General features: G+C 74.1%; 10 protein-coding genes and 1 pseudogene. 5 read left to right on the forward strand and 6 right to left on the reverse strand.

Annotation, left to right across the window (positions count from 1 at the left end; all coding sequences use genetic code 11):
• The first annotated feature begins 305 nt into the window (after positions 1-305).
• The gene (locus tag AC07FK_RS18685) at positions 306-1,529 is read left to right on the forward strand and encodes an ROK family transcriptional regulator (RefSeq protein ID WP_479105992.1); all 1,224 of its coding nucleotides are present in this window, start codon (positions 306-308) and stop codon (positions 1,527-1,529) included.
• Here AC07FK_RS18685 and AC07FK_RS18690 read toward each other — a convergent pair.
• Together AC07FK_RS18690 and xylA are read right to left on the reverse strand one after the other, a co-directional pair.
• A pseudogene (locus tag AC07FK_RS18690) lies at positions 1,526-1,756 on the reverse strand (hypothetical protein); the annotation flags it as partial. The gene AC07FK_RS18685 and the pseudogene AC07FK_RS18690 sit on opposite strands and share 4 nt — an antisense overlap.
• Positions 1,757-1,831: 75 nt before the next feature.
• Positions 1,832-3,004, reverse strand: coding sequence for a xylose isomerase (gene xylA, locus AC07FK_RS18695; protein WP_479105993.1), 1,173 nt, complete (start codon positions 3,002-3,004; stop codon positions 1,832-1,834).
• A gap of 88 nt (positions 3,005-3,092) precedes the next feature.
• Between xylA and xylB the strand changes: the two genes are divergently transcribed.
• Complete coding sequence (gene xylB / locus AC07FK_RS18700; RefSeq protein WP_479105994.1) at positions 3,093-4,571, forward strand: xylulokinase; 1,479 nt, start codon at positions 3,093-3,095, stop codon at positions 4,569-4,571.
• Positions 4,572-4,781: 210 nt separating this feature from the next.
• On the opposite strand, the gene AC07FK_RS18705 is transcribed toward xylB, so the two are convergent.
• From AC07FK_RS18705 to AC07FK_RS18715, 3 genes are read right to left on the reverse strand one after another with little or no spacing between them, the layout of a single operon-like run.
• On the reverse strand, positions 4,782-5,591 hold the full coding sequence (locus AC07FK_RS18705; protein ID WP_479105995.1) for an SAM-dependent methyltransferase: 810 nt from the start codon (positions 5,589-5,591) through the stop codon (positions 4,782-4,784).
• Between the two features lie 42 nt (positions 5,592-5,633).
• Entirely contained in the window at positions 5,634-5,870 is a 237-nt protein-coding gene (locus AC07FK_RS18710; RefSeq protein ID WP_138903165.1) for a DUF397 domain-containing protein, read from the reverse strand.
• A gap of 1 nt (position 5,871) precedes the next feature.
• Positions 5,872-6,732, reverse strand: a complete 861-nt coding sequence (locus AC07FK_RS18715; protein WP_479105996.1) for a helix-turn-helix domain-containing protein — start codon at positions 6,730-6,732, stop codon at positions 5,872-5,874.
• 206 nt (positions 6,733-6,938) lie between these two features.
• Here AC07FK_RS18715 and AC07FK_RS18720 point away from each other — a divergent pair, with 206 nt between their 5' ends.
• From AC07FK_RS18720 to AC07FK_RS18730, 3 genes are all read left to right on the forward strand, one after another.
• On the forward strand, positions 6,939-7,379 hold the full coding sequence (locus tag AC07FK_RS18720; RefSeq protein WP_479105997.1) for an ATP-binding protein: 441 nt from the start codon (positions 6,939-6,941) through the stop codon (positions 7,377-7,379).
• Positions 7,373-7,861, forward strand: coding sequence for a hypothetical protein (locus AC07FK_RS18725; protein WP_479105998.1), 489 nt, complete (start codon positions 7,373-7,375; stop codon positions 7,859-7,861). Before AC07FK_RS18720 ends, AC07FK_RS18725 begins: the two co-directional genes overlap by 7 nt.
• Before the next feature lie 120 nt (positions 7,862-7,981).
• Positions 7,982-9,235 carry an SGNH/GDSL hydrolase family protein gene (locus AC07FK_RS18730; protein WP_479105999.1) on the forward strand — a complete coding sequence of 418 codons (1,254 nt, stop codon included), beginning with the start codon at positions 7,982-7,984 and terminating at the stop codon, positions 9,233-9,235.
• A 56-nt stretch (positions 9,236-9,291) separates the two neighbouring features.
• On the opposite strand, the gene AC07FK_RS18735 is transcribed toward AC07FK_RS18730, so the two are convergent.
• Positions 9,292-11,919, reverse strand: a complete 2,628-nt coding sequence (locus AC07FK_RS18735; RefSeq protein WP_479106000.1) for an ATP-binding protein — start codon at positions 11,917-11,919, stop codon at positions 9,292-9,294.
• Between the last annotated feature and the right edge of the window lie 204 nt (positions 11,920-12,123).

Raw genomic sequence — 12,123 nt, forward strand, 5'->3', positions numbered from 1 at the left:
GAGGTAGGTGATTGAGAGAGGACCGCCGCCGTCGGGTCCCGGATGGCGGGAGGGAGGGCGGATCGGCTCGTAGGAAGCCGACGTCTGGCGGAGTTGCCGACACGACGTCGCCCTGCACTGCACATTGCGTCCTGGATTGACAGGACTTCCTTCGATTGACACAGCAAAGCCCGCTTCAATCATGGGATCCGCAGGCGGTGTCGATCGGAGCGCTCACCTTAGAGCACCCTCGTCGTTCCTCGCGAGTAACCGGCGCCCGGCCGGACGGACGGCTTCCGGACGGTGTCGCCTAGGCTCTCGGTGCCATGAGGAGCAACCCCCCGCGCCTGGAGCCCAAGGCCGACAAGGACACCGTGCGCAGGCACAATCTGAGCCTGGTGCTGCGCGCCGTCCACGACGGCGGCGAGGCGACGCGCGCCGGGGTCGCGGCCCGGGTCGGGCTGACGCGGGCCGCCGTCTCCTCGCTGGTCGAGCAACTGCTGGACAGCGGGTTCGTCACCGAGTGGGGGAAGACGTTCAGCGGGCAGGCGGGGCGGCCCGGCACCGTCCTGAAGGTGGCGCGCACGGGCGTCGCGGGCCTGGGCGTCGAGGTCGGCATCGACTACGTGTCGGTGTGCGTGACCGACCTGTCCGGTGACGACCGGGTACGGCTCACCGAGCACACCGACAACCGCGCCGCCCGCCCGGCCGAGGTCCTGGCGCACGCCGCCGCCGTCGCGGCGCGGGCGCTGGAGTCGGCGGCCGGTGCGGACCTGCGGCCCGTCGGCGCACAACTGGCGCTGCCCGGTCTGGTGTCCGGCGGTACGGTCCGCCAGGCGCCCAATCTGGGCTGGAACGGCGTCGCGGCCGAGGACCTCTTCGCGCGGGCCCTCGGTGAGCTGCTTCCCGGACGCCGCGCGCTGCCGGTGGGCTCGGACAACGAGGCGAACCTGGCCGCGCTGGCCGAGCTGTGGTTCGGCGGACTCGGACGGGAGCGCACGTTCCTCTACCTGAGCGGGGAGATCGGTGTCGGCGGCGCCCTCGTGCTGGGCGGTGAACTGCTGCGCGGCGCACACGGATTCGCCGGGGAGATCGGGCATGTGGTGGTCGACCCCGCAGGGCCCGCGTGCCGCTGCGGTTCGCGGGGCTGCCTGGAGCAGTACGCCGGCCAGCGGGCGGTGCTGCGGGCAGCCGGCATCGACGAGAACGCCGGGCTGCCGGGCGTCGCGGAGCTGGAGTCCCGGGCCCGCGCGGACGACGCCCGGGCGGTCGAGGCCATCGGGCGGGCCGGAGCCATGCTGGGCCTCGTCCTGTCCGGCGCGGTGAACCTCTTCGATCCGGACGCAGTGGTGCTCGGCGGCATCTACCGGCCGCTGATGCCGTGGCTGGCGCCCCCGGCCGGCCGCGAGCTGGACGGCAGGGTGGTGTCGGGCCTCTGGTCGGGCGACAGCGGCCGGCTGCGCGCCTCGGCACTGACCGGCGACGCGTCGCGCGGCGCGGCGGCCCTGGTCGTACGCGACGTCCTGGCGGACCCGGCCGCGTACGCCTAGGGCAGCCGTCCGCGCCCGCCGGAGGGCATCCGCCCGCCGCCCTCGCCCCCGGCGAACTCCGCGAGCGCCGCGAAGTCGTCCCTCCGCAGTCCGGCCCGGGGGCTGACGTGGTGGAGCAGGGCGGGCGCGGCGTGGCCGGCGGCCACGCGCGCGTGGTCGGCCTCGCTCTGCTCGTCGTCGACCCAGGCGAAGGGCCGGCCGTCGGCGTACGCCATATTGAGGGGCCCGTCCACATCGAGGAACAGCAGCGGTCGCGTCACGGCGCTCACCGTACGCGGGCCCCGGCCCCGGTGGCTTCCGCTTTAATCGCGTACGCCCAGCAGGTGGTCGAGCGCCAGTTGGTCCAGCACCTCGAAGGACATGCTCCGTTCGGCCGCCGCCGTGACGTCGAAGTCCTCGTACGCCGCCCGGTCGGCGAGCAGTGACGCGAGGCCGTCGGCGGCGGTCGGGCGGGCGAGGTCGTCGAGGCGGGAGGCGCGCAGAGCCTCCCGCACCGCCGGGTCGGCGCGGAAGGCGGCGGCGCGCTCCCTGAGGATCAAGTAGTTGCGCATGCAGCCGGCGGCGGACGCCCACACCCCGTCGGCGCCGTCGGTGCGCACCGGCTTGAAGTCGAAGTGCCGGGGGCCGTCGTAACCCGCCGTCTCCAGCAGGTCCACGAGCCAGAACGCCTGGCGCAGGTCGCCGGCGCCGAAGCGGAAGTCCTGGTCGTACTTGATGCCGGTCTGGCCGTTGAGGTCGATGTGGAAGAGCTTGCCCGCCCACAGGGCCTGGGCGATGCCGTGCGGGAAGTTGAGGCCGGCCATCTGCTCGTGGCCCGTCTCGGGGTTCACGCCGACCAGATCGGGGCGTTCCAGGCGCTCGATGAACGCCAGCGCGTGGCCGATGGTGGGGAGCAGGATGTCGCCGCGCGGTTCGTTGGGCTTCGGCTCGATGGCGAAGCGCAGGTCGTAGCCCTGCTCGGTGACGTACGCGCCGAGCAGGTCGAACGCCTCCTTCATGCGGTCGAGGGCGACGCGCACGTCCTTCGCCGCCCCGGACTCGGCCCCCTCGCGGCCGCCCCAGGCCACGTAGGTGGTGGCTCCGAGTTCGACGGCGAGGTCGATGTTGCGGATCGTCTTGCGCAGGGCGAAGCGGCGCACGTCACGGTCGTTCGCGGTGAACGCGCCGTCCTTGAAGACCGGATGGGTGAACAGGTTGGTGGTGGCCATCGGCACCTTCATGCCGGTGGCGTCCAGCGCCTGACGGAACCGCTTGACGCACGCCTCGCGTTCGGCGTCCGAGGAGCCGAAGGGGATCAGGTCGTCGTCGTGGAAGGTGACGCCGTGGGCGCCGAGCCCGGCCAGGCGCCGGACGGTCTCGACGGGGTCGAGGGCCGGGCGGGTCGCCGTGCCGAAGGGGTCGACGCCCTGCCAGCCGACGGTCCACAGGCCGAAGGTGAACTTGTCGTCGGGGGTGGGAGTGAAGCGCTCCGACATGTGACCGGCCTCCATTTGTTTGTTGACATGACTAATACTGCACGACCAATCTGTTCCACAGAAGAGAACCGAGGAAACGAGGGGTCCCATGACGCCGAGCACGGTCGTCGTCGGGGTGGACAGTTCCACGCAGTCCACCAAGGCCGCGTTCACCGACGCCGCGACCGGCCGGCTGCTCGCGGTCGGCCGCGCGCCGCACCGGGTCACCGGCGAGGCCGGGGCACGCGAGAGCGATCCGGAGGAGTGGTGGCGGGCGCTCGGCGCGGCCGTGGCCGCCGGGCTGCGGGATTCGGGGGTGGCGGCGTCCGCCGTCACCGGCATCGCGGTCGCCGGGCAGCAGCACGGGCTGGTCGTCCTCGACCGGGCCGGGCGACCGCTGCGCCCCGCGCTCCTGTGGAACGACACGCGCGCGGCCCCGCAGGCCGCCGCCCTCACCGAGGCGCTCGGCAGCCCGGCCGCCTGGACGGCACGTACCGGATCGGTCCCCGTCGCTTCCATGACCGCCGCGAAGTGGCAGTGGCTCCGCGAGCACGAGCCGTACGCCGCCGAGTCGGCCGCCGCCGTGCGCCTCCCCCACGACTTCCTCACCGAGCGCCTCGCCGGGGTGGCCGCGACCGACCCGGGCGACGCCTCGGGCACCTGCTGGTACTCCACCGCCACCGGCGCGTACGACCCCGGGCTTCTCGATCTGGTCGGCCTGGACGAGAAGCTGCTGCCGCCCGTGGCCCCCACCGGCGCCACCCGCGTCGGCTCCCTCACCCGCGCGGCGGCCGGACTGCTCGGCCTGCCCGCCGGGATCGCCGTCGCGGCGGGTACGGGCGACAACATGGCCGCCGCCGTCGGGCTCGGCCTCGGCGGCGCCGGGCTGCTGGACCACCCGGTGCTCAGCCTGGGCACCTCCGGCACCGTCTTCGCGGCCACCCGCGCCCGGCCGGCGTCACCCGCCCTGGCGGGGTTCGCCGCCGCCGACGGCGGCTACCTGCCGCTCGCCTGCACGCTCAACTGCACCCTCGCCGTCGACAAGGTGGCCGCCCTGCTGGGCCTGGACCGTGACGACGCCGCGCCCGGCGGCGAGGCGGTGCTCTTGCCGTACCTCGACGGCGAACGCACTCCCGACCTCCCCGCCGCCTCCGGCCTCCTGACCGGCCTGCGCCACGACACCACCCCGCGCCAACTCCTCGGCGCCGCCTACGAGGGCGCGGCCGTCACGGTGCTGCGGGCCCTCGACGAGGTGCTGCGCGCCTGCGGCCTCGACCCCGCCGACCCGGAGGTGGCCTCGCGTCCGCTGCGGTTGGTCGGCGGCGGCGCGCGGGGGCGTACGTGGGTCGAGACGGTACGCCGCCTCTCCGGTCGCCCGCTGCTGGTCCCCCCGGCGGTCGAGCTGGTCGCCGTCGGGGCGGCCGCGCTCGCGGCGGGGGCGGCGAGCGGGCGGGACGCTGTGGCGGTCGCGGCCGAGTGGGGCACCGGGGGCGGCAGGCAGGTGCCGGCGGCGGAGCGCGACTGGGACACGTGGCACCGGATCACGTCGGTCCTCGACGGCCTCGTCGCCGGCGCGCCCCCCGGCTAGCACGGGGCGCGGCCCCTCGGCCGGCGCCAACCGGCCGGTACGCGCTCACCCCGGCCGCCACCGCGTGCCCGGCGCCGGGCGTGACGCCTCGGGCGGAGTGGCCCGGGTGGTAGGGACCGCTGCGGCCGCGAGCCGGGCCCGCCCCTCGGCCGCAGCTCGGCGTACAGGCCCGGAAGGGCGGCCCCGGAGGCGGCCGACCGTACCGGCGTGTCAGACCTTGCGGGCCACTCCCCCGTACCCCGGGATCGGGTCGTCGCCGGCGACCGGGACCACGTCGCCCAGCTCCGGCCGCCAGTCGGCGGCCAGCGAGACGCCCGGTGCGACGAGTTCGAAGCCGTCGAAGAACCCGGAGAACTCCGCGCGTGAGCGCGGCCGCAGGGTCAGGCCCTTCGCCGCGTACAGCGCCGACGCCTTGGCCGCGCCCTCCGGGTCGAAGTCGCCGGTGACGTGGGACAGCACCAGGTAACTGCCGGGCGCGAGGCGGTCCATGAGCCGGTTCACCAGCGCGTGCGCGCCGTCCTCGTCGCCCACGAAGTGCAGCAGCGCCAGCAGGGACAGCGCGATCGGCTGCGCGAAGTCGAGGACCTTGCCGGCCCGCTCCAGGATCAGGTCGGGCTCGCGGGCGTCCGCCTGGATGTACTCCGTCGCGCCCTCCGGCGTGGACCGCAGCAGCGCCTCCGCGTGGGCCAGCACGATCGGGTCGTTGTCGCAGTAGACGATCCGCGCGTCGGGGGCGGTGCGCTGGGCGATCTGGTGGAGGTTCGGCTCGGTGGGTATGCCCGTGCCGATGTCGAGGAACTGCCGCACGCCGTTCTCCGCGAGCCAGCGCGTGGCCCGGTGCATGAACGCCCGGTTGACCCGCGCCATGTCGCGCCCCCGCGCGTCGAGGGCGAGCAGCTGGCGCGCCATCTCCTCGTCGACCGGGTAGTTGTCCTTGCCGCCCAGGAACCAGTCGTACATGCGCGCCGGGTGCGGCTTACTGGTGTCAATCTCGACGGCGGTGCGGTCTTGCCCGGTCATACGGCGCTCCATGGGTCGGGGGGGTGAACGGTGCGGTGACGGTCAGGTGAGCAGGAAGTCGGCCTGTCCGGCCTTCGCTCCCTGGATGAAGGCGGCGATCTCGCCCGGCGTGTAGATCAGCGCGGGTCCCTCGGGGTCGGCGGACTGCCGGACCGCGACTCTGCCGTCGGCCAGCTTCATGGCCTCGATGCAGTTGCCGCCGTTGCCGCCGCTCCACGGCTTGTACCAGCCCTCCGCGGGCAGGTCGTTCGCCGGCATGCCGTTGTATATGGGGTCCATCTCACAGCTCCTTGCGGAGATCCTTGAGGATTTCCTTCGTGCGTTGTGCAGTCGCGGCCTGAGCCGCCATGCGGTCCATGACCTCGAGGTGGGCCGCCACCTCGGGGCGCGCGTCGAGGTAGACCGCGCCGGTCAGGTACTCGCTGTAGACCATGTCCGGGAGTTCCGGCACGGCGAAGCGGAAGAGGACGAACGGGCCGTACGTGCCGGGGTGGTGCCCGGTCGCGAACTCGGCGATCTGGAGGGTGATGTTCGGCCTTTCCATGGCCTCCAGGAGGCGGTCGATCTGCTCCCCCCGCACGTCCGGATTCCCCACCGGCCGCCGCAGCACCGTCTCGTCCATGACGACCCACAGCTTGGGGGCGTCGGGGCGGGTGAGCAGGCTCTGGCGCTCCATGCGCAGAGCCACGTGCCGTTCGACGGCCTCGGGGCCGGTCCGGCCGACGGCTCCGCCGCGCATGATGGCGCGGGCGTAGCTCTCGGTCTGGAGGAGACCCGGCACGAACTGGGGCTCGTACGCCCTGATCAGCGACGCGGCGCCCTCCAGGCTCACGTACATGCTGAACCAGTCGGGCAGCACGCCGTGGAAGCGCTGCCACCAGCCCGGCTTGTTCGCCTCTTCGGCGAGTTCGACGAAGGCGTCGATGTCCTCGGGGCCGTGACCGTACGCCTGGAGCAGGAGCTGCACGTAAGGGATCTTGAGCGCGACCTCGGCCGTCTCCATCCTGCGGATGGTGGCCGGAGTGACGCGCAGAACCCTGGCGGCCTCCTCGCGGCTCAGGCCGGCTCTCTCGCGCAGGTCCAGCAGACGCTTGCCGAGGACGACCTGACCCACCGTCGGGGCGGACCGCGGTTCACTCACTTCAGACCTCCCCGTGGGCTGTTGCGAGCAGTGTGCCACGCGGTCGCGACCGAAGAGACGACACTCTGCAATTTTCATAGTGACCCTTGCCAAGTGTCGCGATCGGAGGGAGAGTTGCGCGGTGAACCAGTTCACGCGGATGCCGCGCGCTGCCACCGGGGGGAAGCAGCGGTCCGGCGCTGCCCCCACACCGTGAGGAAACGCTCGTGGCACCAGGCACTGTGCTCGTCCCCCCGCTCATGGACCACTGCCGGGGGACGGCCATACGCCGTTACGGGTTCGAACTGCCGGGGCGCGCCGAATTCGTGTCCTCCGCGCGCCGGTTGACCAGGCAGCAGCTGACGCAGTGGGGCGTCGGCGAGGACACCTGCGACACGGCGGCGCTGATCGTCTCCGAACTGTTCACCAACGCCGTGCTGCACACCGCGAGCGAGCGGGTCGTCTGCGAACTGCGCGACAGCGACGGCCGGCTGCGGGTCGCCGTGAAGGACCAGGGGCGGCGCCCCACGGGACCGCGGCTGCGCCAGGCCGGCGAGGACGAGCACGGGCGCGGGCTGCAACTGGTCGACACCCTGAGCAGCTTCTGGGGGACACGCGACGCCGCCGACGGACCCGGACGCGTCGTCTGGGCGGAGCTTCCTTGCTGAGGTCGGTGATGACCGCCCTGCCGGCCGGCCGCCTGTCGCGCGGGCGTCGCCCCGAGGCCGGCGCGCAGGGCAGGCGCGGGCGCCCCGGCCCGCAGGGCGTCGCGCACGACGGCGGGCAGGGCGGCGGCCGGGTCCGCCTGCCGCTGCCGGACGGCTTCGCCACCCCGCTCGGCTGCGACGCGGTGGGGCTCCCCGCGCGGCACGGCTTCCGGACGATGGCGCACCTGTCCCGCCCGGGGTGCGTCTTCGCCGACGCCGACTGGTGGTGGTGGCTCGTGCCCGCCGGTTCGGACCTCGGACTCGTCTGGCCGCGGCCCGCCCGCTACGTCGCCGGGGCGTACGTGGCGGCGACGCGTCCGCGCCTGGTCCACCTGCCGGAGGGAAGCGCGCCCTACACCCCGCCGATTCCGCTCTACCTGATGGTCTGCCGGGTCGCGGGCACCGCTCCGGCGTGGTCCACTGTGCCGCATCAGGGGTCCTGACCGGGCCGCACGCGATGGCCTGTTCCGGCGTCGCACCCTGGACAGCGCCTGCCGTCCGCGCGTCAATTCCCTGAGTGCCGGTTCTGGCATGCCCATGTCCAGGGGAGGAATCTCCGCGCCATGAACAGATCCACGTTACGCCGTCACGCCCCCCGCGCCCTGGCCGCCGCCGCCGTCGCGTTCGCGACGGTCCTCGCCTCCGGGCCGCCCTCCACCGCCGGGCCCTCGTCAGCCCCCGGGTCCGCCGAGCCCGGCAGAACGCCGATCGTGACCTGGGCGGCCAGTACGGACCGGCTGTCGACCGCGGGCGCCGCCCCCGACCGTACGTACCGGCTCGTCGTGCGCACCAGCGCGGGCGGCAGCGGGCTGCGGATCCGGCTCTCCAACGCCTTCGGCACCCAGCCGGTGACCTTCGGCCGCGCGTACGCCGGGCTGCGGGGCGCCGGAGCCGCGCTCGTGCCGGGCACCAACCGGCCGCTGACCTTCGCCAGGTCGCACTCGGTGACCGTCGCGCCCGGCGCGTCGGTCTACAGCGACCCGCTGCCCGGCACGGTACGGCCGCAGGCCGATCTGGCCGTCAGCCTGTACGTCCGCAGCGCGGGCGGCGCCGCGACCGGCCACAAGATGGCCCTGCAGACGTCGTACGTCGCCCCCGCCGGCGACCACGCCGCCGACGCCACGGGCGCGCCGTACACCCAGCGCGTCACCTCGTGGTTCTACCTCGACGCGGTGACCGTGGGCGCCCGGCGCGGCGCCGGCGCCGTGGCCACCCTGGGCGACTCGATCACGGACGGCGCCATCTCCACCCGCGACGCCAACCGCCGCTGGCCCGACTTCCTGGCCCGCAGGCTGGACGCCGACCCGGCAGCGCGCGTCAGGGGCGTCGCGAACGAGGGGATATCGGGCAACAAGGTGCTGAAGAACGGCTCCGGCGAGAGCGCGCTCAAGCGGCTCGACCGGGACGTGCTCACCCAGCACGGCGTCCGCACGGTGGTGCTCCTCGAAGGGGTCAACGACATCAAGGCCGTGCCCGCGCCGACGGCCGCCGAACTGATCGCCGGCTACCGGCAGATCGTCGACAGGTCGCACGCTGCGGGCGTGTGCGTCGTCGGGGCGACCGTCATGCCGTACGAGGGCTGGCGGGAGTGGACGCCGGCGGGCGAGGCCGTACGGCAGCGGGTCAACGCGTTCATCCGCGACGGCGGCGTGTTCGACGCGGTCGTCGACTTCGACAAGGCCGTCCTGGACCCGGCCGCGCCGTCGCGGCTGCTGCCGGCGTACAACAGCGGCGACCACCTCCACCCCAACGACCTCGGGATGCGGACCATGGCCGACACCGTCGACCTGAAGAGCCTGGCCTGCCGCAGGCGTTAGCGAAGACGCCCCCGTGGGTCTTCGTGCGCCGCGGTCAGCACGCCCGACCGCGCTCCTCAGAGCGAGCGCAGCGCCTGCCTGGCGCGCCGCGCCAGTCCGTCGGCGCTGCACTTCTCGGCCAGGGACAGGCCGCGGGTCAGCTCGGCCTCGGACCGCGCCGCGATCCCGTAGTCGACCCGCGCCATGGCGTGCTCGTACGCGCACGGGGACCCTTCGAGGAACGCGACCGCCTTGCCCAGCAGCTCCACCGCCCGGTCGCCCTCCTCCAGGGCCGCGGCGCAGCGCAGTGACTCACCGATGGCGGTGTCCGTGCCGAAGCGCTCGGCGCGGTCCCGCACGTAGGCGGCGAGGGAGGCGGCGCGTTCGGGGTCGTCGGCGGCCACCGCACGGGCCAGATCGCTCGCCCACGGAGCCATGACGCCGTTGTGCCGGCCGCGTGCCCGCAACGACTCCCCCGCCGCTTCGAGTTCGGCGACGGCCTCCTTGGTACGGCCCTGCGCGAGCAGCAGCCGCCCCCGTACGCACTGGGCGTCCGGAATGACGATCGACGACGGGTACGGCGGAGCGAACGCGTGGCGCTCCGCCGCCTCCCGCGCCGCGTCGATCCTGCCGCGCGCGAGCAGCGTGTCGATGAGCATGCAGGCGGCGTCCCAGTGCATCGGCAGGCCGTTGCCGACGCGCTCGGCGAGGCGCAGGCTTTCGCGCAGGTACATCTCCGCCTGGGCCAGCTTTCCGCGCCTGCGGTGGAGGTAGCCGACGAGCGCGTGGGCGAAGGCGAGATGACCGCCGCTCCAGCCGGAGATCTCGAAGGCGCGCAGGGCCTCGTCGAAGAGGCTCTCGGCCCGGTCGAGCCGGTCCGCGAAGGCGTAGGTGAGACCGAGCAGCGCAGGGGGCTCGAATCCCCACGCGGTGTTGGTCCAGCCGAGACCGGGGGCCAGCATGCCGTCGACCAGGGCGCGGTCGCAGATCTGGACGATCTCCTCGGCGTTCTCGCCGCGCGCGGTGCCGTCGAAGGCCCTCAGTATGAGCAGGACCCGTTCGGAGTTGTCGCTGCCCCGCAGGCCCTCGGCCATCTCCGCGAGGCGCCGGGAGCGTCCGGGGCCGTCGTCCTCGGCCGCCTGGACGCCCTCCCACAGGAAGTGGACCGCCTGGAGCCGCATTCTGGTGGGGCCGGGAGCGGTCCGGGCGACCTCGTCGGCCACGACCTGTGCCGCTTCCCGCGTCTGGTTGTTGTGCGTCAGCGCCTGGGACAGCCGGAAGACCGCGTCGACCCGCTGGCCGGCGTCGAGGCCCGGCATGCCGAGCGCGTCCCGCAGGTGGCGGACGGTGGTCGCGGGCGAGGTCAGGAGCGTGGCGCAGCCCAGTTCGTACAGCACCGGGGCGTGCACCTCGGGCAGCGGAGGCTCCTGGAGAGCGCGCTCCAGGCAGCGCCTCGCGGCGTCCGGCGCGCCGACGGCGAGATGCTCGGACGCGGCCTCGCGCAACTGGGTGACGAGCTCCGGGTCGTCGTCCGGGTGGACCTCCAGGAGGTGGCGGGCCGCTGCCGCCGCGCCCCGGCCCGCCCGGGTGACCGCCCAGGCGGCCCGGCCGTGCATGGCGGTGCGGGTGGCCGACGGGATGGCGCGGTAGACCGCGCCGGCGATGAGCGGGTGGACGAACTCCATCGGGTCCGTACCGGCGGGGATGCGGGCCGCGCGCAGGCGTTCGGCGCAGTCGGCGGCCTGGCCGCCGCTCAGACCGGCGAGCGACGCCGCGAGGTCGAGCGAGATCTCCGTGCCGAGGATGGCGGCCGCCCAGGCGAACCGCGTGGTGATGGTGCCCAGTTCTTCGAGCCGGGCGATCAGGCCGGTGCCGCGGGCGGCGGCGCCGAGGGCGCGCAGGGCGCCCGCCGAGCCCTCGACGGGGTCCAGGCGTTCGTCGCGCACCTTGGCGATGAGCTCGACCGTCTCGTAGAGGTTGCCGCCGGTGACAGCCCACACCTCGCGGCAGAACGGGGCGTCCGCGTGTCCGCCGAGGGCGGCGCGCGCGAGCCTCGCCACCGCGTCGGGGGTGAGGGCCCGCAGGGAGACGCACTGCCCGGCGGCCTCCTCCATCGACCGGATGAACTCGGCGGTGTCGCCGGTCGGTTCCTCGGTGCGGTACGCGATGACGACGAGCACGGGGAGGTCGTCGCGCCCGACGAAGGACGCGAGCCAGCCGAGGGTCTCCAGGTCGCACCAGTGCGCGTCGTCGACGAGCAGCACCAGCGGCCGGTGCGTGTCCGCCAGGCGCAGCAGCAGCGTGTCCAGACCGTCGCGGACGCCCTGCGGGTCGGCCCGTCCGTCCGGCGGGGCCACGCCGAGCGCGGGGCCGATGATCTCGTAACCGTCCCCGAGCAGTTCCCTGGCGTCGACCGTGCCGGGCAGGGCGATCACGGGTTGCAGGAGCTGGCGCACGACGTGGAAGGGCACGGAGGTGACGGTCTCTCCGCCGCGCGCCGACCACACGGTGCACCGCCCGGCGGCGAGCCGCCGGATCGCGGACAACAGCGCCGTCTTGCCGATGCCGGCCTCGCCGCTGCAGACGAGGACCCCACCGGCCGGCTCGTCGGCGCAGAGCGCTTCGACAGCGTGTGCGGCGGCGGTGAGTTCCGTCTCGCGTTCCAGCAGCGGGACGGTGGCCGGGTGCTCCGGGCCGGACACCATCATCCCTCCCCAAACCAAGTCGGACCTCGAGCGTAGCCCGGCGGCGCTGCGGGTGGAATCGTTCCGCACACTTTGGTCCGGTACGAGTGAACGAGCGTTACCCACCGGCTCCGTCACCGGTCGGCACGACGTGCGGATTCGGGGAGTCCGGTCAACCCGCGTACGTCCGGGCGCCGTATACGGCCTTCCCCGTCCGCCGGCCCG

This window comes from Streptomyces sp. NPDC046122 (assembly GCF_056429965.1).